The sequence below is a fragment of the Pseudomonas sp. 21 genome (assembly GCF_000955805.1).
Taxonomy (GTDB): domain Bacteria; phylum Pseudomonadota; class Gammaproteobacteria; order Pseudomonadales; family Pseudomonadaceae; genus Pseudomonas.
In genome coordinates, this window is sequence record NZ_JYOA01000019.1 from 58,546 (window position 1) to 82,160 (window position 23,615).

At 67.4% G+C, this 23,615-nt stretch carries 16 protein-coding genes; 2 read left to right on the top strand and 14 right to left on the bottom strand.

From position 1 onward, the window contains the following. Positions 1 to 53: 53 nt before the first annotated feature. From UB43_RS28455 to UB43_RS28470, 4 genes are read right to left on the bottom strand one after another with little or no spacing between them, the layout of a single operon-like run. Positions 54 to 1,238, bottom strand: a complete 1,185-nt coding sequence (locus UB43_RS28455) for a hybrid sensor histidine kinase/response regulator (protein WP_045217969.1) — start codon at positions 1,236 to 1,238, stop codon at positions 54 to 56. Further along, positions 1,228 to 1,815, bottom strand: a complete 588-nt coding sequence (locus tag UB43_RS28460) for a chemotaxis protein CheB (protein ID WP_045217970.1) — start codon at positions 1,813 to 1,815, stop codon at positions 1,228 to 1,230. The genes UB43_RS28455 and UB43_RS28460 overlap by 11 nt, the downstream gene beginning before the upstream one ends. After that, positions 1,812 to 2,630: a protein-glutamate O-methyltransferase CheR gene (locus tag UB43_RS28465; RefSeq protein WP_045217971.1), complete on the bottom strand. Its 819-nt coding sequence runs from the start codon at positions 2,628 to 2,630 to the stop codon at positions 1,812 to 1,814. The genes UB43_RS28460 and UB43_RS28465 overlap by 4 nt, the downstream gene beginning before the upstream one ends. A 1-nt stretch (position 2,631) precedes the next feature. Then, positions 2,632 to 6,108, bottom strand: a complete 3,477-nt coding sequence (locus tag UB43_RS28470; RefSeq protein WP_045217972.1) for a response regulator — start codon at positions 6,106 to 6,108, stop codon at positions 2,632 to 2,634. Between the two features lie 352 nt (positions 6,109 to 6,460). Between UB43_RS28470 and UB43_RS28945 the strand changes: the two genes are divergently transcribed. Further along, positions 6,461 to 8,908, top strand: coding sequence for an ATP-binding protein (locus tag UB43_RS28945; protein WP_052969633.1), 2,448 nt, complete (start codon positions 6,461 to 6,463; stop codon positions 8,906 to 8,908). 12 nt (positions 8,909 to 8,920) lie between these two features. On the opposite strand, the gene UB43_RS28480 is transcribed toward UB43_RS28945, so the two are convergent. From UB43_RS28480 to pqqA, 8 genes are all read right to left on the bottom strand, one after another. Beyond that, entirely contained in the window at positions 8,921 to 10,615 is a 1,695-nt protein-coding gene (locus UB43_RS28480; protein WP_045217973.1) for a NahK/ErcS family hybrid sensor histidine kinase/response regulator, read from the bottom strand. Beyond that, positions 10,599 to 11,762, bottom strand: coding sequence for an alcohol dehydrogenase-like regulatory protein ErcA (gene ercA / locus UB43_RS28485; RefSeq protein WP_045217974.1), 1,164 nt, complete (start codon positions 11,760 to 11,762; stop codon positions 10,599 to 10,601). Before ercA ends, UB43_RS28480 begins: the two co-directional genes overlap by 17 nt. A 109-nt stretch (positions 11,763 to 11,871) precedes the next feature. After that, on the bottom strand, positions 11,872 to 13,665 hold the full coding sequence (locus UB43_RS28490; protein ID WP_045217975.1) for a S9 family peptidase: 1,794 nt from the start codon (positions 13,663 to 13,665) through the stop codon (positions 11,872 to 11,874). Between the two features lie 2 nt (positions 13,666 to 13,667). After that, positions 13,668 to 14,816 (bottom strand): pyrroloquinoline quinone biosynthesis protein PqqE, encoded by a 1,149-nt coding sequence (gene pqqE / locus UB43_RS28495; protein ID WP_045217976.1) that lies wholly within the window; start codon positions 14,814 to 14,816, stop codon positions 13,668 to 13,670. Beyond that, positions 14,788 to 15,066: a pyrroloquinoline quinone biosynthesis peptide chaperone PqqD gene (gene pqqD / locus UB43_RS28500; RefSeq protein WP_045217977.1), complete on the bottom strand. Its 279-nt coding sequence runs from the start codon at positions 15,064 to 15,066 to the stop codon at positions 14,788 to 14,790. The genes pqqE and pqqD overlap by 29 nt, the downstream gene beginning before the upstream one ends. Next, entirely contained in the window at positions 15,066 to 15,815 is a 750-nt protein-coding gene (gene pqqC / locus UB43_RS28505) for a pyrroloquinoline-quinone synthase PqqC (RefSeq protein WP_045217978.1), read from the bottom strand. The genes pqqD and pqqC overlap by 1 nt, the downstream gene beginning before the upstream one ends. 25 nt (positions 15,816 to 15,840) lie before the next feature. Beyond that, entirely contained in the window at positions 15,841 to 16,755 is a 915-nt protein-coding gene (gene pqqB, locus UB43_RS28510; RefSeq protein WP_045217979.1) for a pyrroloquinoline quinone biosynthesis protein PqqB, read from the bottom strand. 47 nt (positions 16,756 to 16,802) lie between these two features. Continuing rightward, positions 16,803 to 16,874: a pyrroloquinoline quinone precursor peptide PqqA gene (pqqA, locus tag UB43_RS28515; protein WP_003106462.1), complete on the bottom strand. Its 72-nt coding sequence runs from the start codon at positions 16,872 to 16,874 to the stop codon at positions 16,803 to 16,805. 387 nt (positions 16,875 to 17,261) lie between these two features. Here pqqA and UB43_RS28520 point away from each other — a divergent pair, with 387 nt between their 5' ends. Beyond that, positions 17,262 to 19,196 (top strand): sigma-54-dependent Fis family transcriptional regulator, encoded by a 1,935-nt coding sequence (locus UB43_RS28520; protein ID WP_156160529.1) that lies wholly within the window; start codon positions 17,262 to 17,264, stop codon positions 19,194 to 19,196. A 443-nt stretch (positions 19,197 to 19,639) separates the two neighbouring features. On the opposite strand, the gene aldA is transcribed toward UB43_RS28520, so the two are convergent. Both aldA and UB43_RS28530 read right to left on the bottom strand, forming a co-directional pair. Further along, positions 19,640 to 21,076 carry an aldehyde dehydrogenase gene (gene aldA / locus UB43_RS28525; protein WP_045217981.1) on the bottom strand — a complete coding sequence of 479 codons (1,437 nt, stop codon included), beginning with the start codon at positions 21,074 to 21,076 and terminating at the stop codon, positions 19,640 to 19,642. Positions 21,077 to 21,113: 37 nt separating this feature from the next. Next, positions 21,114 to 23,297: a PQQ-dependent dehydrogenase, methanol/ethanol family gene (locus tag UB43_RS28530; RefSeq protein ID WP_045217982.1), complete on the bottom strand. Its 2,184-nt coding sequence runs from the start codon at positions 23,295 to 23,297 to the stop codon at positions 21,114 to 21,116. Between the last annotated feature and the right edge of the window lie 318 nt (positions 23,298 to 23,615).

Below are 23,615 nucleotides of genomic sequence, written 5' to 3' on the forward strand. Positions count from 1 at the left end.
TTGGAGCAAAGCATAGGCGCAGCTGTGTCACTTCGGGGGCCGCCGGACGGCGCTCAGTCCAGCGGCAGAAGGACGCTGAACGCCGCGCCCTGCCCCGGCTCGCTGCGCACCTCGATACGTCCGCCGTGGGCCTGGACGATCTGCTCGGAGATGAACAGCCCCAAGCCCAGGCCGGCCACGCGGGCCGCGCCGGCGCCACGTTCGAATTGCTGGAAGATACGTCGCTGCTCGTCGGCGCCGATGCCGTCGCCATGGTCGCGCACGCAGAGCTGCGCGTAGCCATCCGCCACCGCGACGGTCACGTCCACCGGCTGGCCGGGCCCGTAGCGCAGGGCGTTGCTGACCAGGTTGCTGATCACCTGCTCCAGGCGGTAGGCGTCCCACACACCTTCCACCACTTCAGGCGCCTCCAGGCCCAGCCTGCAGCCGGCGGCCTGGGCCTGTACGGCAAAGTTGCCCAGCACGCGACGGGCGATATCGGCGAGGTTCGCCGGCTCCGGACGGATAGACAGCTTGCCGGTGCGGATGCGCGAGACGTCGAGCATGTCCTCGATCAGCCGGTTCAACCCGGCAAGCTGGCGTTCGTCGCGCTCGAACAGCACCCCCAGGCGCTCCTGGGCGAAGTGCTCCAGCTTGCCCTTGGACAGGTACAGGCGGCGCAGCTGGGTATCCAGCATCAGGCCATTGAGCGGCGTGCGCAATTCGTGGGAGACGATGGACATGAAATCGTCGCGCATCTTCACCGCGCGCTGCAGCTCCACCTGGGTCTCGCGCAGTTCGGCGAGCAGCGCGTCCTGCTCGGTGCGCGCCTGCTCCAGCGCCTCCAGTTGCCGCGCCAGCACCTTGCGCTGGCGATACAGATCGACGAAGACGTTCACCTTGCTGCGCACCGCGTGGTTGTCCAGCGGCTTGTAGAGGAAGTCCACCGCGCCGCTCTCGTAGCCTTTGAAGGCATAGTTCAGCTCGCGCCCGGCGGCGGTGACGAAGACGATGGGGATATTCCGGGTGCGCTCGGTGCCGCGCATCAGCTCGGCCAGGGCGAATCCGTCCATGCCCGGCATCTGCACGTCGAGCAGCGCCAGGGCGAATTCGTGCTCCAGCAGCAGCGACAGCGCCTCGTCCGCCGAGGACGCCTTGAACACCTCGCGCCCCTCTCCCTTGATCAACGCCTCCAGCGCCAGCAGGTTCTCCGGCAGGTCGTCGACGATCAGCAGTTTGCTTCCCTGGTTACGCAGCATGTTGGGTGCCCATTCGGGTCAGGAGCGCGTGAATCTCACGCAGCGGAAGAATGTGGTCCGGGGCGTGCAGTGCAATCGCCGCCTCCGGCATGGTGGACACGGCGGCTTCGGCCGGGTCCTGGACGATGCTCAACCCGCCCTGGTGCTGGATGCGCGCCAGGCCCTCGGCGCCATCCTGGTTGGCGCCGGTCAGCAGGATGCCCGCCAGCCCCTTGCGGTAGGCGTCCGAGGCCGAGTCGAAGAGGATGTCGATCGACGGCCGGGAGAAATTCCTCGGCGCCTCGCGGCTCAGGGCGAAGGTGCGATCCTGCTCGATGGACAGGTGGTAACCGGCGGCGGCGAAGTACAGCCGGCCCGCCTCCACCGGCGCCTTGTCGCGGGCCTCTTCCACGGGAATGGCCAGGCGCCGGGCGAACAGGTCCACCAGCTGGCTCTCGTGGTTTTCCGGCAGGTGCAACACCGCCACCATGGGCAATGCGAAATCCTCCGGCAACCCGCCGAACAGCTGGAACAGCGCGTCCACGCCGCCCGCGGACGCACCGATGACCACCGCTTCGACCTTCCGCTGCGCGCTCATCGCTTGCGGAACACCCGTTCCCGGCGGTTCACCACCTCGAACTCGGCGGCGAAGTCGGTGAAGTCCAGGCTTTCCTTGCTGCCCAGGCCGAGGAAGCCCCGGTGGCACAGCGATTCGTGGAACAGGCCGATGGCGCGGTTCTGCAACTGGCGGTTGAAGTAGATGAGCACGTTGCGACAGGAAATCAGGTGCGTCTCGGAGAACACGCTGTCGGTGGCCAGGCTGTGGTCGGCGAAGGTCACGTTGGCGCGCAGCATCTTGTCGAACAGCGCGCCGTCGTAGGCCGCCGTGTAGTAGTCCGAGAGCGATCCCCTGCCGCCGGCGGCACGGTAGTTGTCGCTGGCCTGGGCCAGGTCATCCACCGCGTAGATACCGCGCCGCGCCTGCTCCAGCGAACGCGGGTTGATGTCGGTGGCGTAGATCAGCGTACGCTCGAGCAGGCCTTCCTCGTGCAGCAGGATGGCCAGCGAATGCACCTCTTCGCCGGTACTGCAACCGGCCACCCACAGGCGCAGCGACGGATAGGTACGCAGCACCGGCACCACTTCCTGGCGCAGCGCGAGGAAGTAACCGGGGTCGCGGAACAGCTCGCTCACCGAGATGGTCAGGTACTGCAGCAGCTCATGGAAGGCGTGTGGGTCGTGCAGGATGCGCTCCTGCAGCGCCGAGATGCTGCGGCACTCGAACAACTGGGTGGCGTGCAGCACGCGGCGCTTGAGCGAGGTGCCGGAGTAGTCGCGGAAGTCGTAGCTGTACTTCAGGTAGATCGCCTCGATCAGGAGGCGCAGCTCGATGTCCTGGCTGCGATCAGGCATGTCAGATGCGCTCCAGCTTGGGTAGCCATACACGGATCAGGGAGAACAGGCGGTCGAGGTCGATGGGCTTGGCCAGGTAGTCGTTGGCGCCGGCGCGCAGGCACAGCTCGTGGTCGTCCTTCATCGCCTTGGCGGTCACCGCGAGGATCGGCAGCTTCTTCCAGCGCGGTTCCTGGCGGATCAGGCGCGTCGCTTCGTAGCCGTCCATCTCCGGCATCATCACGTCCATCAGCACCAGGTCGATGTCGCCGACTTCGTTGAGCTTCTCGATGGCCTCTCGACCGTTGCGCGCCACTTCCACCCGCGCGCCCTTGTGCTCCAGGGCGCTGGTGAGGGCGAAGATATTGCGCACGTCGTCGTCCACCAGCAGGATGCGCCGTTCCTCGAAGGCCCGGTCGCGGTTACGCGAGGTACGCAGCATGCGCTGGCGCTCGCTGGAGAGCTGCGACTCGACCTTGTGCAGGAACAGCGTCACCTCGTCCAGCAGGCGCTCCGGCGAACGCGCGCCCTTGATGATGATCGAGCGCGAATACTTGAGCAGCTCGGCTTCCTCGTCGCGGGTCAGGTTGCGCCCGGTGTAGACGATCACCGGCGGGAAGGAGCAGATGTCCTCCTCGCCCATGCGCCGCAGCAGTTCGTTGCCCTGCATGTCCGGCAGCTTGAGGTCGATGATCATGCAGTCGTAGATATTCTTGCGCAGCAGCTCCAGGGCCTGCTCGCCCTGCTCCACCGCGGTGATCTCGATGTCGTCGTCGCCGATCAGCCGCGAGACGCTGTCGCGCTGCAGCGGGTCGTCCTCCACCAGCAGGATGCGCTTGACCTCCTGGGTCAGCTTGGCCTCCAGCTTGCCGAACACCTCGCGCAGCTGCTCGCGGGTGGTGGGCTTGAGGGCATAGCCGATGGCCCCCAGGTGCAGGGCCGCTTCACTGCGATCCTCCACCGACACCACGTGCACCGGCACATGGCGGGTGCGCGGGTTGGCCTTCAGGCGCTGCAGCACGGCAAGGCCGGATTCGTCGGGCAGGTGCATGTCCAGCAGGATGGCGTCGGGGCCGTGCTCGTCGGCCAGGCGCAGGCCTTCCTCGGCGCCCATGGCCACCAGGCAGCGGTAGCCCAGCTCGCGGGCCAGGTCATAGAGGATGCGGGCGAACTTCGGCTCGTCCTCCACCACCAGCACGCAGCGCTGGCCGACGCCGGCCTGCTCGCGGTCATCGGCGAAGGCCGCAGCGGCCGGCGCGCGCACCACCGGCGGCGCTACCGGAGCCGGTGCCGGCGCGACGATCGGCGCGGGCGCGCTGACTGCTTCCACCTCGGCCGGTGCCTGGTAGCTCAGCGGCAGCAACAGGCTGAACACGCTGCCCTTGCCCGGCTCGCTGCTGACGATGATGCTGCCGCCCAGCAGGTGCGCCAGGTCGCGGGAGATCGACAGGCCCAGGCCGGTGCCGCCGTAGCGCCGGTTGGTGGCGCCATCGGCCTGCTGGAAGGCTTCGAAGATGCGCGCGAGCTGGTCTTCGGCGATGCCGATGCCGCTGTCGCGGACGTCGAAGCGCAGCCCCTCGGGAGCGCTGCCCACGCGCAGGGAAACCTCCCCGGCATCGGTGAACTTGAAGGCGTTGGAGAGCAGGTTCTTGAGGATCTGCTCGACCCGCTGGCGGTCGCTGAACAGCAGGGCCGGGGCATCCTCGGCCACTTCGGCGACAAAACGCAGGCCCTTGTCGTCCGCCTGCGGGCGGAACAGTCCTTCCACGGCCTCCACCAGGCGGCGCACGCTGGCATTCTCCGGGCGCACTTCCAGCTTGCCGGCCTCGACCTTGGAGATGTCGAGGATGTCGTTGATCAGGTTGAGCAGGTCGTTGCCGGCGCCGTAGATCGACTCGGCGAACTTCACCTGCTCGTCGTCCAGGTTGCCCTGCTCGTTGTCCGCCAGCAGCCGCGCGAGGATCAGCGAACTGTTGAGCGGCGTGCGCAGCTCGTGGGACATGTTGGCGAGGAACTCGGACTTGTAGCGGCTGGCACGTTGCAGCTCGTCGGCGCGGCCCTGCAGGTCCAGGCGCGCCTGGTTCAGCTCGGTGTTCTTGCCGTCCAGGTCGTCGCGCTGGGCGGCCAGTTCCTGGGCCTGCTCGGCAAGGCGCTCGTTGGTCTGCTCCAGTTCCGCCTGCTGGGCCTCGAGGTGCGCCTGGGACTCCTTGAGCACCCGCGACTGCTCCTCCAGTTCCTCGTTGGCGGTCTTGAGCTCTTCCTGCTGCACCTGCAGCTCTTCGTTGAGCTGTTGGGTTTCCGCCAGCAGGTCCTGCAGGCGCTGGCGATGCTGGGCGGCGGCGATGGCGCTCCCCAGGGTCTCGGCGACGTTCTGCAGGAAGGCCTGGTCGCGTTCCTCCAGCTGGCGCAGGAAGCCCAGCTCCAGCACGCCGACCACGCCGCCATCGTTGAGCAACGGCAGCAGTGCCACGCTCACCGGCTGGCCGTTGCCCAGCGCCGAGTTGACCTTCAGATAGTCCGGCGGCAGGCCGTCGACCACGCGCAGCTTGCGCTGCCGGGCAGCCTGGGCGATCAGGCTTTCATCCGGGGCGAAGTAGTCCTCGCCCAGCGCGCTGGAGGCGAAGCCGAAGGTACCCGACAGGCGCAGCCCGCCGCGATCATCACGGACATACAGCGCGCCCACCGGGGAGGCGACGAAATCGCCGAGGAAGTCCATCAGGCTGCGTCCCAGCGTCGGCAGCGACTGCTGGCCGATCAACTGTTCGCCCAGGCGGCTCTGGCCGTCACGCAACCAGGCCTGGCGCTGCAGTTGTTCGTTGTGCAGCACCTGCCGGCGCAGGGATTCGGCGTAGGACTCGGACAGGCTGACCAGTTGCCGCCGGCCGAAATAGGCCAGCAGCGTACCCACCACGATGCTGAACAGCAGATAGAGGATGACCACCCCGGTGGACAGGCTGGAAGCGAACTGGTTGCGATCATGGCGCAGCTGCTGCTCGGTATTGATCAGCGAGGCGTACTGGGCGCGGATCGCGTCCATCATGCTCTTGCCGCGTCCGGCCTTGATCGCGTCGGACGTGTCCTGGCCCTGGCGGCGCTGCTCGATCATCTGCTGGGCGAAGGTCATCCACTCCTCCTGCATCGAGGTCAGGCGCGACACCCGCTCCACTTGCGGCGGGTTGTCGGCGACCAGTTCCGTCAGGCTCTTGAGTCCGGCATTGATGCGAGGCCGTGCCTGCTCCAGCGGCTCGAGGAAGCGCGGATCACCGGTGATCAGGAACCCGCGCAGACCGCTCTCCTGGTCCACGCTCAGGCGCTGCATCTCGTTGGCGCTGGAGATCACCCGATCGGTGTGTTCCACCCAGCCCAGCACGTCGAGCATGTAGAGGATCAAGCCGATGAACAGCACCGCGCCCAACAGGCAGATGCCCAACGGCAGCGCCATGTTGCGCGCCAGGATGCGGCGGAAGGCGCTTTCGTCAGCGACGACTTTCTGGTTCATCGATGGATTCCCTGATGCGGTGCTTCCCTGGAAGCGATCGGCCGGTCTGGCGGCCATGGCGACAGAAGCCAGGTAAGTATTTGAAATTATTGTAAGTACGATCTGAAACAGCAGAAATAATAACGTGAAGCGTTGTAGGCTTCACACCGGCTGGCCAATTGACACCCGCCCCCGCACGGGCGTTCGAATTATTTCCAGCCCATTGCAGAGAAAAGTGGAATCTTCTGTCGCAGGGCCTTTCCAACGTCCGACAAGGAACAGAAGATCAATCGATCGCAGGGTTTGCTCGATGCCAAGCTCCCAGGGGGACACCCCTCTTTCGCCAGGCGACTTCCTCAACAGCAGTAGCGCCATGGCACCGCTGATCCGTCAGCACGACTGGGCATCTTCCCCGCTCGGCCCCATGGACCAATGGCCGGCCATCCTCAAGGGCATCCTCGAAGTCGGGCTCAACTCCCGCCTGCCGGTGTGCATCTACTGGGGCCCGGAATTCATCCTGCTGTACAACGACGCGTGGAGCGCCATCCCCGGCGACAAGCACCCTGCCTGCCTGGGGCAGCCGGCGCGCGTCGCCTGGTCGGACATCTGGTCGATCCTCGACCCCATGTACAACGGCATCCTGCAGACCGGCGTCGCTGCCCACGAGGAAGACCGGCTGCTGCCCATGGTGCGCTTCGGCTACGTCGAGGAGGCCTACTTCACCTACAACGTCAGCCCGATCTTCGGCCAGGACGGCAGGCCCATCGGCCTGTTCAATACCGCCGTGGAGACCACCGGGAACGTCATCGAGCAACGCCGCCAGCGCCTGCTGACCCGCCTGGCGGAACGCCTCGGGCAGGCCGACGACAGCGCGCAGATCTGCGCCCAGGCCTTCGCTCTGCTTGGCGAAGCCAGCCACGACGTGCCCTTCTGCCTGCTCTACCAGGCCGGCAACCTGCTCGGTGCCTGCGGCACCGAGGCGAACGACCGCTTCGCCCCGGCGCAACTGACGGTCGACGACGACCCACTGCACCTGTTCAACGGTCTCCAGGAGGCCCACCAGTCGCCGCTCGGCAGTCAGTACGCGCGGGCCTTCGCTCCATGGCCGGAAGTGCTCGACAGCACCTACGCCACCCCGCTGGATGGCCATGCCGACAGCCTGGCGGTATTCGGCATCAGCCCGCGCCGGCGCCTGGACGAGAGCTACGCGAGCTTCTTCAACGAACTCGCGGCCCTGCTCGGCCATGCCCTGGCCGCCGCGAGCCAACGCACGGAGGAACGCAGGCTGAAGGCAGCGGTGCAGGAAGAGGCCCGGCAACGCACCCTGGAACGCGACCGTGTCTGGGCAGTCAGCCAGGACCTGCTCTGCGTGCTCGATCACCAGGGCATCCTGCGCAGCGTCAACCCCGCCTGGGGCAGCTTGTTGGGTTGGAGCGAGGAGCAACTGGCCGGACGCAACAGCGAAGAACTGGTGCACCCGGACGACCTCGCGCCGAGTATCGATATCCGCGCCACCCTGGCCCGTGGCGCGCGCCTGCAGCACTTCGAGAACCGCATGCGCCACGCCGATGGCAGCTACCGCTGGATTTCCTGGCACGCCACCGAGGACAACGGCGTGATCTACGGCTGCGGCCGCGACGTAACCGAGCAGAAACGCGGCGCCCTGCTGCTGGAGCAGGCACAGACCGCCCTGCTCAACGCCCAGCGCATGGAAGCCGTCGGCCAGCTCACCGGCGGCATCGCCCACGACTTCAACAACCTGCTGGCGAGCATCCGCTTCAGCCTCGACCTGATCACCCGCCGCGCGCCGGCCAACGCCCAGCCGGAGCTCAGCCACATCCTCCATGCCGCCACCCAGGCCACCGAGCGCGCCGCCGAGCTGACCCACAACCTGCTCGCCTTCGCCCGTCGCCAGGCGCTGGCCATGCATCCGGTGGACCTCGGCCAGCAATTGCGCGACTGGCAGGATGCGCTCATCGAACGTGCCGGGCCGGCCGTCGTCGTGACGCTGTCGCTGGAGGACGTGCAAAGCGTGCTGACCGATCGCGACCAGTTGCACAAGGCATTGCTGCATCTCGTGGACAACGCGCGCGAAGCCATGCCGGACGGCGGCAGCCTGGCCATCTCCCTGCAGCAGCGGATCATCAGCGGTGACCACGACCTGCCCGCCGGCGACTACCTCGTCCTGGCCCTGCAGGACAGCGGCCAGGGCATGAGCGCGACGACCCTGCCCCAGGTTTTCGATCCCTTCTTCACCACCAAGGGCATCGGTCCCAACAGCGGACTGGGCCTGTCGATGGTCTACGGTTTCATCAAACAATCCGGCGGGCACATCCGCCTGCGCAGCGAGCCTGGCCAGGGCACCTGCGTCACACTTTACTTCCCAAGAGGCAGCTCCGTGGTCAATATCCCCGACGTTCCCGTCACCCCCAGCGAGTCGATCGGCCAGCAACTCTGCGTGCTGGTGGTCGAAGACAACGATCTGGTGCGCATGCTCACCGTGGAAGTGCTGGAGGAGATCGGCTACCAGGTGCTGCAGGCCGAGGACGCCGAAGAGGCGCTGCCGATCCTGCAGGGCGACACTGCCATCCACCTGCTGCTCACCGACGTCGGCCTGCCGGGCATGAACGGCGAGGAACTGGCCAGCGCCGCGCGGGAGGCCCGACCGGAGCTGCCGATCCTGTTCGCCACCGGCTTCGCCGAGATCGTCCACATCGACGGCAGCGAGCTGGCCACGCGCATGTCGATGATCGCCAAACCGTTCTCCATCGACGCGCTACGCGACAAGGTGAACGGTATGCTCGGGCGCAAGGACGCCTGAGCCGCCCCACCCTCAATGGCTTAGCAGCACGCTCAGCGTCGCGCGCAGCTTGCCCGGCTTCACCGGTTTGTTCAGCAGCGGCATCCCCAGCCGCTGCAGCGCACGACGGCAATCGTCGCTGCGGTCGGCGGTGATCATCAGCGCCGGCAGCTCGCGGCGGAAATGCTCGCGCAACCCGCGCACCGCCTCGCAGCCGGTGCGGCCATGGTCGAGGTGGTAGTCGGCCAGGATCACCTCCGGCGCCTTGCCCCCCAGCGCCTGCAACGCCTCCTCGAAGCTGGTCGCCACCAGCACCTCGCAGCCCCACTGCCCGAGCAGCGCCGCCATGCTGGCGAGGATCGCCTCCTCGTTGTCGATCACCAGCAGGCGCCGGCCCGGCAGCGGGTCGCCAGTCACCGGCCGCGGGCCGCTCTCCACCAGCCCCGGCTGCGGCACGTCCCGCACCAGCGGCACTTCGATGGCGAACACCGAACCGCGCCCCGGCACCGAGCGCACCTGCACCCGGCAACCGAGGATGCCGGCGATGCGATCGACGATCGCCAGCCCCAGCCCGACACCCCGCCGGTTGGCCGCGCGGCCGGCGTCGAGCTGGTTGAATTCGAGGAAGATGGCTTCCAGCTGGTGCGCCGGAATCCCGCGCCCGGTGTCCCAGACCTCCAGCCTGGCACTCTCGCCCCGCCGCCGCGCGGCGAGCATCACGGCGCCGCGTTCGGTGTAGCGGCAGGCGTTGCTGAGGAAGTTGCGCAGGATGCGCGACAGCAGGCGATGATCGGTGCGCACCGCCAGCGCGGGAATCCGTTTACGCAGTCGCAGCCCGGCGGCGCGGGCCACTTCGTCGAACTCCGAGACCAGCGGGCCAAGCAATTCGTCCAGCGGATAGACATCCAGGTCCGGACGAATCGCGCTCTGGTCCAGGCGGGCGATTTCCAGCAGGTCCGTGAGCAGGTCCTCGGCGCCTTCCAGCGCCTGGTGCGTACGCTCCACCAGTACCTGCTCGGCGTTCGGCAACTTGCGTTCGCGCAGGGTGGAAACCAGCAGGCGCGCGGCGTTCAGCGGTTGCAGCAGGTCGTGGCTGGCAGCGGCGAGGTACTTGTCCTTGCTGTTGTTGGCGGCCTCGGCGGCGTCGCGGGCCTCGCGCAGCTGCTGGTTCAGCCCTTCCAGCTCGCGGGTGCGCTCGGTGACACGCTGCTCCAGCTCTTCGTTGAGGCTCTGCAGGCGCTGCTGGGCCTGGACGCGCTCGGTGATGTCGGCGACGAAGCCTTCCACCAGGCCCTCTTCATCGGGCTTGATCAGCAGGTTCATCAGCACGATGAGGTGACTGCCATCGCGGCGGCGCAGGCGCGTCTCGTAGCCGAACAGTCCCCGGCCCTCGCGCAGCAGCGCGCGGATGCGGCGCATCTCCGCCTCGCCGCCGACGAACAGCTGGCTGGCCATGTCCTGCAGGTTCCACAGCACCTGCTGCGGGTCGTCATAGCCGAGCATCCGCGCCAGCGCCGGGTTCGCCGCGCGAAGCCCCTGGTTCAGGCTGGCCTGGAAGATGCCGTGGACGGCGTGCTCGAACAGCCATTTGTAGCGGTTGCGCTCGGTTTCCAGCTCGTCCAGGCGCGCCACCAGCTCGGGGTAGTGGCTCTTGCGCGCGGAATGGCTGCCCAGCCCCAGCAGCCCGGCCAGGGCCTGTTGCTGCTGCTCGTCAGAGGGCCTCGCCATACACCACCTCGACATCGCGCTGGCTGGATTCGCGAGGGTTGGTGAGGATGCACGGGTCCTGCATCGCATGGCGCGAGAGGAAGGGAATATCGGAGCTGCCCACGCCGTGCAGGCCGAGGCTTTCATGGAAGCCCACGGCGTTCTTCAAGGCGATCAGGTGCTCGACCAGGCGCTGGCGGATCTGCGCATGGCTCATGCCCCGGCAATCGATGCCGAAGGTCTCGGCGATCACCTTGAAGCGCTCGGGCGCGGCACTGTAGTTGAAAGCCACCACGTGCTCGACCAGCACCGCGTTACACAGGCCGTGCGGCAGGTCGAGGTAACCGCCGAGGCTGTGGGACATGGCGTGCACCGCGCCGAGGATCGCGTTGGAGAACGCCAGCCCGGCCTGCATGCTGCCCAGCATGATCTTCTCGCGCAGGGCGATGTCCGCCGGATGGGCGATCATCTGCACCAGGTTGCCGTTGATCAGCCGCATCGCCTCCAGCGCGTGGGGGTCGGTGAGCGGGCCGTGGCCGGTGGACACGAACGCCTCGATGGCGTGCACCAGCGCGTCGATGCCGGTGCAGGCGGAGAGGAACGGGTCCATGGTCAGGGTGGTTTCCGGGTCGATCAGCGACACATCGGGCACCACCGCCTTGCTGACGATGGAGAACTTCATCCGCTCGTCCTGGTTGGAAATGATCACGAATTGCGAGACGTCCGCCGAGGTGCCGGCGGTGGTGGGAATCAGGATCAGCGGCGGGCTGGGCACGCGCAGGGTGTCCACGCCCTCGAACTCGAGGATGTTGCGGCCGTGGGCGGCGACGATGCCGATGCCCTTGGCGCAGTCCATCGGGCTGCCGCCGCCGACCGCGACTATCACGTTGCAGCCCTCGCTGCGGTATACGTCGGCACCGCGCATGACTTCTTCCACGCGCGGGTTGGGCGATACGTCGGTGTAGCGGCAGAAGGGAATGTCCTGGGCGGCCAGGCTGGCCTCGATATCGGCGACCCAGCCGGCGGCGACTACACCGGGATCCGACACGACCAGGACCTTGCGGGCGCCGAAGGTTTTCACGTAATTGGCGACATTGTGCCGGCATCCGGCACCGAAAATGATCTCTGGCGAGACGAATTTGCGCAGCTGGCTGAGCTCGTGGGACATCGGGGGCTCTGTCGTTATTGTTATGGGATATTTCCGGGAGCCTACTGCATCCGTCAGGTATTGCAATGCGACCTTGGCAGACGGTTCTTACAGCCCGACCTGACAGGTATCAGCCGGCCAGAAGTGCCTGATAGAAGCGCCACTCGGCCTCCAGCGCATGGGCCAGGTTGGCAGCCTGGCGGAAGCCATGGCGCTCCCCGGCGTAGCGGTGCACTTCCACCGGCACGCCGCGCTGGCGCAGGCTGTCGACCATGGCGTCGGTCTGTGCCGGCACCACCACCGCATCCAGCTCGCCCTGGAAGAAGATCATCGGCGCGTGAATGTGGTCGGCCTGCAGCACCGGCGTACGCTCGCGGTAGCGCTCGGCGTCCTGTAGCGGGTCGCCGATCAGCCAGTCCAGGTAGTCCGCCTCGAACTTGTGGGTGACCCGTGCCAGCGCCTGCGGGTCGCTGACGCCATAGAGACTGGCGCCGCCGCGCAGCCCCGGTAGCCGCGCCAGCGCCATCAGCGCGCTGTAGCCGCCAGCACTGGCGCCACGCACGAACACCCGCTGGCGGTCGATACGCCCGGCCCGGGCCAGGAAATCCAGCGCCGCGCCGATGTCCTCCACTTCCACCCGTCCCCAGCCCAGGTGCAGCCGCTCGCGGTAGGCGCGACCGTAGCCGCTGCTGCCGCGATAGTTGATGTCCGCGACGGCAAAACCCCGGCGCGTCCAGAACTGGATGCGCCCGTCGAACACCGGGTAACTGGCCGAGGTCGGCCCGCCATGCAGGAACACCACCAGCGGCGGCGCGCCGTCCGTAGCGTAGGGCGGATAGAAGAACCCATGGCCGCACTCGTCCTCGCCCACCGGGTAGTGGAAGGCCTCGCCACGGGACAGCTCGGCCTCCGCCAGCGGCTTCTCGCCACCGGCCAGCACCTGGAGGGAACCGTCGACCCGGCGGATCGCCAGCAGCGTCGGCAGGCGATCCGGTGCAGCGGCGATGCAATAGAAGTGGCGCTCATCCACCGCCAGCGAGCGGAAGCGGCTGTACTCCGGCGCCAGCCGGCGTTCGCCGCCCTGTCCGTCATACAGCACCAGCACGCCGCGGCCCTCTTCGTAGCGGGTCGCCAGCAGTTCACCGCGCGGCAACGGCAGGAAGGTGCGCCCGCCCAGTTGCCAGGGTGCGCTGGCGTGGTCCGCCGCTGCAGGCTGCCAGGCACCATGCCCTTCGTGGTACGGCTGCCAGTAGCCGTCACAATCGCTCAGCCAGTGCAGGCGGTCGTCCTCGGCGAAGCGCGGTTGCTGGATGGATTCGTGGCGAGCCTGTCCGGCCAGGCAGCGTTCCTCCCCGGCGAAGGACTCGCACAGGCGCGTGCGCGTCCAGGGCTGATGCGGCCGATCCCACTCCACCCAGGCAATGCGCTCGGCACGGCTGTCAGCCACCGGGGAAGCGTAGAAATCCGCACCCGACGCGATCACCCGGCGGCGGCCATCGGCGTCGAGACGAACGATGCGGTGGTTCACCCCGCCGCTGCCGTTCTCCTCTTCCACCGCCAGCAGCGCATTCCAGGCGGGGACGAAGTGCAGGTCGCCATAGCGGCAGTCGTCGCGATGGGTGATGGGCCGCGGCGCGCCCCCCAGGCGCAACCAGTGCACCTGCTGGTCGCCTTCTTCCACCCAGGCCACACCGTCAGCGGTGGCACAGCAGGAGCCGCCGCCGTACTCGTAGACGCGGCTGCGAACCGAGGCGCCGGGTGGCGTCAGCTCGACGCTCTGCCCTTCACGGCGGAGGAACAACCGACAGCGCGAGCTGGTGGGGTCGAAGGCGGCCCACAGCAACCCGCCGTGGGCCACGTGCAACTCGGCAAAGTCCCCCGCGGCGGCGGCCGCGCGTTCGGCGCTCCAGTCGCTGCGCGGCATCTTCAGGCCTTGCAGATCAGCTGCGAGGCCCGCTCGTTGCGCAGGGTCAGCGCGCTGAGTGGCGCGGCGGCGGTTTCTGCCTCGCGGCGGGCGTCGAGGATGATCCCGTGGTGGGCCGACTTGGCGCATACCGGGTCGGTCGCCTCGGCATCGCCGGTGAGCATGAAGGCCTGGCAGCGGCAGCCACCGAAGTCGCGTTGCTTCTCGTCGCAGGACCTGCACGGCTCGGGCATCCACGAGTCGCCCCGGAAGCGGTTGAAACCGAACGACTCGTACCAGATGTGCTGCAGGCTGTGCTCACGCACGTTGGGGAATTTCACCGGCAGTTGTCGCGCGCTGTGGCACGGCAGCGCGGTGCCGTCCGGGGTGACATCGAGGAATACGCTGCCCCAGCCGCCCATGCAGGCCTTGGGGCGCTCCTCGTAGTAGTCCGGTACCACGAAGATCAGCTTGCACGGGTTGCCCTCGGCGGCCAGGCGCTCGCGGTACTCGGCAGTGATGCGTTCGGCCCGTTGCAGCTGCTCGCGGGTCGGCAACAGGCCGGCGCGGTTCAGCTCGGCCCAGCCGTAGAACTGGCAGGTGGCGAGCTCGACGAAGTCGGCCTCCAGCTCGATGCACAGCTCGATGATACGGTCGATGCTGTCGATGTTGTGCCGGTGGGTGACGAAGTTCAGCACCATCGGGTAGCCGTGGGCCTTCACCGCGCGGGCCATGGCGAGTTTCTGGGCGAACGCCTTGCGCGAGCCGGCGAGCAGGTTGTTCACCTCCTCGTCGGCGGCCTGGAAGCTGATCTGGATATGGTCGAGCCCGGCGTCGGCGAACTCCTTCAGGCGCTTCTCATTGAGGCCGATGCCGGAGGTGATCAGGTTGGTATAGAAACCCAGCCCGCGCGCGGCGGCGATCAGCTCGGCGAGGTCCTGGCGCACCAGCGGCTCGCCGCCGGAAAAGCCCAGCTGCGCCGCGCCCATCTCGCGGGCCTGGCGGAACACCTCGATCCACTGCGCGGTGGACAGCTCCTCGCCGCCCCTGGCGAAGTCCAGCGGGTTGGAACAGTACGGGCACTGCAGCGGGCAGCGGTAGGTCAGCTCGGCCAGCAGCCAGAGCGGCGGGCCTACCGGCGCCTCAGCGCAGCTCGATCCAGAATTGCGCATGGGCCACCTCGAGGAATGCCAGGATGTCTTCGTCGATGCCCGGCACGCCGGGGAAATCGGCACGCAGGCCATCGATGATGCCGGCCACGTCGGCTTGACCGTCGACGCGCCCGAGAATCGCCCCGGCGCTCTCGTTGAGCTTCACCATCCCTTCAGGATAGAGCAGCACGTGGCAGCCCTGGGCCGGTTCGAATTGCAGGCGGAAGCCCCGGCGCAGCGCCGGTACGCTGTCCAGCGAAGGCAGACTCATCACAGCAACCCCCTGTGCCATACGCGCTCGGTCGTCACCGTATGGTACGGCGGGCGCTGCAGTTCATAGGCCATGCTCATCGCGTCGAGCATGCTCCAGAGCACGTCGAGCTTGAATTGCAGGATTTCCAGCATGCGCTCCTGGGCCTCGCGGGTGCGGTAGTGCTCCAGGGTGATGCGCAGGCCGTGCTCGACATCGCGGCGCGCCTGGGACAGGCGCTTGCGGAAGTAGTCGTAGCCGCTGGCGTCGATCCACGGGTAATGCTGCGGCCAGCTGTCCAGGCGCGACTGGTGGATCTGCGGGGCGAACAGTTCGGTCAGCGAGCTGCTGGCCGCTTCCTGCCAGCTGGCGCGGCGAGCGAAGTTGACGTAGGCGTCCACCGCGAAGCGCACGCCAGGCAGCACCAGTTCCTGGGACAGCACCTGCTCGCGGTCCAGCCCCACGGATTCGGCCAGGCGCAACCAGGCCTCGATGCCACCCTCTTCGCCCGGCGCGCCATCGTGGTCGAGGATGCGCTGCAGCCATTCGCGGCGCACCTCGCGGTCCGGGCAGTTGGCGAGGATCGCCGCATCCTTCAACGGAATGTTCAGCTGGTAGTAGAAGCGGTTGGCCACCCAGCCTTGGATCTGCTCGCGGCTCGCGCGGCCTTCGTACATGGCCACGTGATAGGGGTGGTAGATGTGGTAGCAGGCACCCCTGGCGCGCAGGGCCTGTTCGAATTCGGCGGGGCTCATGGCTTCGCGGGTCATCGCGAGGCTCCTTCTGAATGGGCCGTCACAGGAAGATGCCCATGCCGTCGAACGCTACCTCGATACCGCGCGCGTCGAGTTCGGCGCGTTCGGGCGAGGCGATGTCGAGGATGGGATTGGTGTTGTTGATGTGGATGAGCACCTTGCGTGGCCCGTCGATGCCGTCGAGCACCTCGATCATGCCGCCGGGGCCGCTCTGGGCCAGGTGGCCCATCTCGCTGCCGAGCTTGTCGCCGACTTCGCAGACGCGCATCTCGTCGTCGCGCCAGAGCGTGCCGTCCACCAGCAGGCAGTCGGCGCGGCGCATCCAGGCCAGCAGGCTGTCGTCCACTTGCCCCAGGCCGGGCGCATAGAACAGCTTGCCGCCGCTGGAGGTGTCCTCGACGAACAGGCCGATGTTGTCCCCCGGATGCGGATTGCCCCGGTGCGGCGAGTACGGCGGCGCGCTGCTGCGCAGGGCGATGGCGGTGAAACGCAGGCCCGGACAGGCCGGGATGCAGAAGGGCTCGGCGTCCAGTTCGATGAGCCTGTGCTTCAGCCCGCCGTTCCAGTGCGACAGCATGGGGAACAGCGGAAAGCCCGTGGACAGGTCCTGGTGGACCATCTCCGTGCACCAGACTTCGTGCGGGCAGCCCTCGCGCAGGCTGAGCAGGCCGGTGGTGTGGTCGATCTGGCTGTCCAGCAGGACGATGGCGGCAATCGCCGAATCGCGCAGGCGCCGCGCCGGCTGTAGCGCCGGGAAGGACGCCAGCTGGGCGCGGATGTCGGGCGAGGCGTTGCAGAGAATCCAGTGCTCGCCATCGTCGGACAGCGCGATGGACGATTGGGTACGTGGCTGCGCGATCACGCTGCCGTCGCGTACGCCGCGACAGTTGCGGCAATTGCAGTTCCACTGGGGAAAGCCGCCGCCGGCGGCCGACCCGAGAATTCGGATGTGCATGACAGTGCCCCGTGGGCAGGGGCCCCGGCGGACCGGGGCGCAGTGGATCAGCGGTTGGCGAAGTACAGGGTCACTTCGAAGCCAAGGCGCAGGTCGGTGAAGCTAGGCTTGGTCCACATGGGTCTGTCCTCTTTCTTGTTGGAAGGCGCCGGCAGAACCGGCAAGGTCGAGTTAAACACCAGGGTCAGGCACTCCGAATGATACTTTCGAAGGAGATTCCCCCCTGATTTGGTAGCGGGCCCGCGACAGCTGTCGCGCCCCGCCGCTACAACTGTCCCATCGCTGCGACAGCCATTGCCCGATAGCGCCCGCGCCCCTGGCCGGCGGGCGGTCTGGCGCGGGGCTCGGCGCCCCGCGCGGGGTGTTTCGGCACAGGCCTTGCTCGGGCTCTCGTCGCCCGTGACCGACCGGTCTAGACTAGCTGGTCCGAGGAAAGGTCCTACACGAGGCCTGCCCCCTACAAAAACAATGCGCCGCAGTCCGACTGACGGCCGCCGGGAGTGACCATGCACCCGCAATCCCTGGAAAACTGCCCGAACGACCTTGCCGCCTTCATCGCCGATCACTTCGGCGAGCGTGACATCCAGCCCGAGGGCGCCATTGCGCGGTCCTGGTACCGCAGCGTGATGGAGCACCATCTCGACCCCCGCGCGCGGGCGGAAAAACACATCCTCACCGCCGGGGAAATCCGCGAGCACCAGGGCCTGCACCAGGACTACCTGGCCATCGCCAGCCAGGGCGTCACCGGCCTCGCCCGGCGCGTGCTGCCGGCGGGCTTCGCGGTGCTGCTCAGCGACGAAAACGGCATCACCCTCGATGCGCGCCTGCCCAGCGAGCGCGACCGCTACACCCAGGCCGGGCTGATCGTCGGCGCGCGCTGGGACGAATCCATCGCCGGCACCAACGGCATCGGCACCGCCCTGGCCGCTGGCGAGGCGCTGACCATCCACCGCCAGGAACACTTCCTGGTGAGCAACTTCCGCCTGAGCTGCTCGGTGGCGCCGATCTTCGATGCGCAACACCAGTTGCGCGGCTGCCTGAACGCCACCTGCCTGTACAACGACGGGCCCAAGGACGCGCAGTACCTGACGCTGCAACTGGTGATCCTGTACGCCCGGCTGATCGAGAACGCCAGCTTCCGCCAGCGCTACCGCGACCGCCTGACCCTCTCGGTGAAGGCCCGCGACGAGGTGTCGGACCTGGCGAACGAGCAGCTCATCGCCCTCGACGAACAGGGCCGGGTGATCGGCGCCAACCACGCCGCCTTCACCGCCTGCCGGGGCGAACTGCTGGGCAGCCGCATCGAGCAGTTGCTGGAGGCGGACGTCGACCAGTTGCTCGACCTGAGCAAGGGCGGCGCACGGGGCATTCGCCTGCGCACCCTGGCCGACCACGCACTGGTGGACGTGGGCCTGCGCACGCCGGCCAGCCCGCCGCGTCGTCAATCGCCGACCCGCAGCGGCTCCAACAGCCCGGAACATCCCGATCTCACCCGCCTCGCCGGCACCGACCCGCGCCTGCAGGACGGCGTGCGCAAGCTGCGCAGAGTGCTCGACAAGGGCATTTCCATCCTGGTCACCGGCGAGACCGGCACCGGCAAGGAAGCCTTCGCCCGCGCCATCCACCAGGCCAGCGCGCGGCATGCCGGGCCCTTCGTCGCGCTGAACTGCGCGGCAATCCCGGAAAGCCTGATCGAGAGCGAACTCTTCGGCTACCGCGGCGGCAGCTTCACCGGCGCCAGCAAGAAAGGCATGAAGGGCAAGCTGGAGCTGGCCAATGGCGGCACCCTGTTCCTCGACGAGATCGGCGACATGCCGGCGCACCTGCAGACGCGCCTGCTGCGCGTGCTGGCCGAGCGGGAAATCCTCCCGCTGGGCGCCGAGGCACCGGTGGCGCTGGACGTGCAGGTAGTCTCGGCGACCCACCAGCACCTGGCCGAGATGATCCGCACCAGGGGCTTCCGCGAGGACCTGTTCTACCGCCTCGCCGGCATGACCCTGCAGTTGCCGGCGCTGCGCGAACGCACTGACCGCGAGGCGCTGATCGACAGCCTGCTGGCGGGCCTGGGCGACAACCTGCACCTCGACAGCGCGGTGCGCGAGCGGCTGCGCGGTCATCCCTGGCCGGGCAACATCCGCCAGTTGCTGAACTGTTTGCGCTACGCCGCCGCGCTGGCCGAAGACGGCCGCATCGATCTGGACTGTTTGCCGATGGAGTTGCATCAGGCGGCTCCCGCCGTCACTGCCGATATACCGCACACAGCCGCCACGACCGCCCTCGCCGCCCGCCTGGACGACGATGAGGCGCGCCACCTGCTGGCGGCATTGCGCGAGCGGCAGTGGAACATCAGTGCGGTGGCGGAACAGTTCGGCATTGCCCGGTCGACCCTGTATCGGAAGATGAAGAAGCACGGCATCGTGCAGCCCAATGCGCTGTATTGATCCTTTCCCTTTTCCCTGCGTCCGCTGATCAGGTGGAGTGCTGACCCGTGTTGTAGGAGCGGACTCTGTCCGCGATAGGTCCGCATCGCGCCGGAGGCCATCGCGGACGAAGTCCGCTCCTACGCAAAGGCCACCTGCAGGCGCAGGGAAAAAGGAGCGGACCGCACCTGGCAAGGACGGCCCGCCCAGTCAAACTGGTGATGCATTTGCGGATACAGCATTCCCTTTCCCAGGAAACGCCGTGCGCGTCTTGACGCCCTCTCCCCCGCCCTCTCCCTGAAGGGAGAGGGAGTATTCGAGGGAAGCGCACAGACAGTGCCTTCCTGACACGTTTGGATCAGGAAAGAACCGCGCTTGCGCCCACGCCGATCCAGTACCCTCTCCCTTCGGAGCGGGGCGCGTAGCCAGGGTTAGGGAGAGGGGCTCCTGGGAGTTCCTACGATTCACTCCTGCGCATAAACCACATGGGTATGGGTGTACTCGTACAACCCATGCTTGCCGTCCGCGCCGCCGATGCCGGACTTGCGCGTGCCGGCATGGAAGCCCTGCATCGCCTCGAAGTTCTCGCGGTTGATGTAGGTCTCGCCGAAGTCCAGCTCGCGGCTGGCCTTGAGCGCAGCGCCGAGGTTGCGGGTGTAGATCGACGAGGTCAGGCCGTAGTCGCTGTCATTGGCCAGGGCGATGGCCTCGTCGAGGTCGTCCACCACCTGGATCGGCAGCACCGGGCCGAAGATTTCCTTGCGCATGATCTCCATGTCGCCCTTGCAGCCGGCCAGCACGGTGGGTTGGTAGTGGAAGCCCTGGCCCAGGTCGGCCACCGCGCCGCCGGTGATGACCTGGGCGCCCTGCCCGGTCGCCGTGCGGACCATCTGCGCAACCTTGTCCAGGCCGATGCGGTTGACCAGCGGGCCCATGTCCAGGTCGGCCTGCACGTTCGGGTCGCCGAAGCGGGTGGCGGCCATGGCGGCGGCAATCTTCTCGATGAACTGGTCGGCCACCTGGCGCTGCACGTAGACGCGCTCGGCGCAGTTGCACACCTGCCCGGTGTTGATCACCCGCGACGCCTTGATGGCGTTCACCGCCAGTTCCAGGTCGGCGTCGGCGAGGACGATGGCCGGCGCCTTGCCACCCAGTTCCAGGTTCAGCTTGGTGATGTTCGGCGCGGCCGCGGCCATGATCCGCGAGCCGGTGGCGACGCTGCCGGTGAAGCTGATCAGGTCGACCCCGGCGTGGCTGGTCAGCGCACTGCCGGCGCTGGCGCCGGTGCCGCCGACGACGTTGAAGACGCCAGTAGGCAGGTCAGTCTCGGCGACCAGGCGGGCGAATTCGAAGCAGTTGATCGGGGTTTCTTCGCTGGGCTTGATGACGATGGTGTTGCCGGTCAGCAGGGCCGGCGCCATCTTCCGGGCGATGAGGAAGAACGGGAAGTTCCACGGCAGGATGCCTGCCACCACGCCCAGCGGTTTGCGCAGCAGGAAGATGTGCTCGCCGACGCGGTCGCTGGTCAGCACCTCGCCTTCCAGGCGGCGCGCCCACTCGGCCATGTAGTCGAGGTAATCGGCGGTGAAGTTCACCTCCACTTCCGCCAGCGCCGGCACCTTGCCCTGCTCGGCGGTGATGATCCTGGCCAGGCGCGGCGCGTTGGCGCGCACCTTGTCGGCGATCCGCCGCAGGTAGCCGGCACGCTCGATGGCCGGCTTGGCCGCCCAGCCCTTCTGCGCCGCGCGGGCGGCGCCGATGGCGGTGTCCACCTGGGCCGTACTGGCCTCGGGGATGCGCGCCAGCAGCTCGCCATTGGCCGGGTTGTGCACTTCGATCAACGGCTCGCCGGCGACGAAGCGGTTGTCGATGTAGTGCTGGTAGGTCGTTACGTCAGTCATGAGTCGGTCTCCTGCGGGACTGCTTCTTATAGAGAGGTCACTTGGCGGCGGTCTTCTGCGCGCCGGCCAGTTGTTCCTTGAGGTCGTAGGCGCGCTTGATCAGGTACTGGTGCACGGCCTCGGCCTGCTGCAGGTCGAGGTGGCCCTGGAACGAGGGCATGCCGTCGGGGATGCGGCCGCCATAGACGATGCCGAGGAAGCGCTGGTGATTCTCCGCACTGAGGGTGCGCAGGTCGGGCACCACGCCGCCGCTGATGGCGTTGATGCCGTGGCACTGCGAGCAGCTGGAGTTGAACAGCTCGCGGCCCTGGTCGATCTGCGCGGTGGTGCCGGTCAGCGCCGGTGGCTCGGGCTTGCGGTCGGCCCACTTGTAGTTGGCGTCCGGCAGCTTGGCGGTACCGCCGAGCTTGTAGGTCAGCACCTGGGCGTTGGGCTTGACCCCGGCGCGCAGCGACAAGGCGCCGGCGAAGGTGGAGAAGGCGCCGCCCCAGCCGGCCATGAAGGTCACGTACTGCTCGCCGTCCACTTCATAGGTGATGGGCGCGGCCATCACACCGGTGTTGGCCGGGGACTCCCAGAGCTTCTTGCCGGACTCGGCGGCGTAGGCCACCACGCGGCCGTCGGCGGTGCCTTCGAACACCAGGTTGCCGGCGGTGCTCAGGGTGCCGCCGTTGAAGATGGTGCTGTAGGGCACCTCCCAGCGCTTTTCCTGCTTCACCGGGTCCCAGGCGATCAGCTTGCCGGTCCAGGTGTCGGCGATCTTGCGCAGGCCTTCCGGGTCTTCGGGCATCATCCCGGTGTTGACGTCGAGCTGGTAGATGCTCTTGAACTTGGAGCGCGGCGGCGCGCCGTCGACGTCCTGGTACATCGCCGACATGATGTGCGCCGGGATGTAGACCAGGCCGGTGTTGGGGTTGTACGACATCGGTTGCCAGTCGTGGGCGCCCCAGAACGCCGGCTGGATCAGGCGGGCCTTCTTCTGCGGGTCCTTCCAGTAGTCGGACACCGCCTCGTTGCGGATCGGCCGGCCGGTCTTCAGGTCGACACCCTTGGCCCAGTTGATCGGCACGATGTTGTTGGCCGAAAGCAGCTTGCCGGTCTCGCGGTCGATAACGTAGAAGAAGCCGTTCTTCGGCGCCTGCATCAGCACCTTGCGCTGTTTGCCGTCGATCTCCATGTCCACCAGCATGATGTGCGCGGTGGCGGTGAAGTCCCAGGCGTCGCCGGGCGTGGTCTGGTAGTGCCAGACGTACTCGCCGTTGTCGGGGTTGATCGCCACGATGGACGAGAGGAACAGGTTGTCGCCCTTGCCTTCGCTGCGGATGCGCGGGTTCCACGAGGAGCCGTTGCCGACACCGATGTACAGCAGGTTCAGCTCCGGGTCGTAGGACATGGAGTCCCACACGGTGCCGCCACCGCCCTGCTTGTAGAAGTTGTCGCCGAACCAGGTCTTGGCGGCGATCTCCATGCCCTTGCCCTTGGGCATCTCCTTGGGGTCGCCGGGCACGGTGAAGAAGCGCCAGTCCTGCTTGCCGGTCTCGGCGTCGTAGGCGGTGATGTAGCCGCGCACGCCGAACTCGGCGCCGCCGTTGCCGATGATCACCTTGCCCTTCACGATGCGCGGCGCACCGGTGATGGTGATGCTGCGCGACGGATCGGTACGGGTGTCGACGCTCCACACGCGCTGGCCGGTCTTGGCGTCGATGGCCTCCAGGCGGCCATCGAGCACGCCGACGTAGACCTTGCCCTTCCACACCGCCACGCCGCGGTTCACCGCGTCGCAGCAGGCTTCGCCGGCGCGGCTGCGGTCGGACTGCGGGTCGTACTTCCACAGTTGCTCGCCGGTGCGGGCGTCCAGCGCATAGACGATGGAGAACGGCCCGGTGGTGTACATCACGCCATCGACCACGATGGGCGTGGCTTCCACGCCACGGTCGATGTCCAGCTTGTGGCTCCAGGCCAGGCCCAGGTTGCCGACGTTGCTCTGGTCGATCGTCTTCAGCGGGCTGAAGCGCTGCTCGTCGTAGGTGCGGCCGGTGGTCATCCAGTTACCCGGCTCCTTGTCGGCGGCGGCGATGCGCTGGCCATCGACGTTGGCCGGCCCCTCGGCAGCTTGCAGGTTGGCGGACAGACCGGCCATCAGCAGCGAGGCGGTCAGCAGGGAATGACGCAGGGCGGGTTGCAGGCGAACGGAAGGCACAGACAGGCCAATCGATCTCATGGAGGTTCTCCGATTCTTGTTGGTGCCGCAGGTCGTTCGCCGCGGCTTGCAAGGCTCAGAGCAACCGCTGTGCCAGGGTTTCCAAGTTGGGCTGGAGGGCTCGCCGTTCGGGGCTTCCGGCGTTTTCTGGCGGACCTGGAGCGGGTGTTGCGGGCGCTACAGGTGTTGCGCTCATCGACGGCAGGTGTTGCGGGTGCGGGACGGAAGCTTGCGTGTTTGGGCGGGTTCGCGAGCAAGCTCGCTCCTACAGAAGAGCTGCGAACCCAACCTGTAGGAGCGAGCTTGCTCGCGAACAACGACTCATCCGGAAAAAGAAAA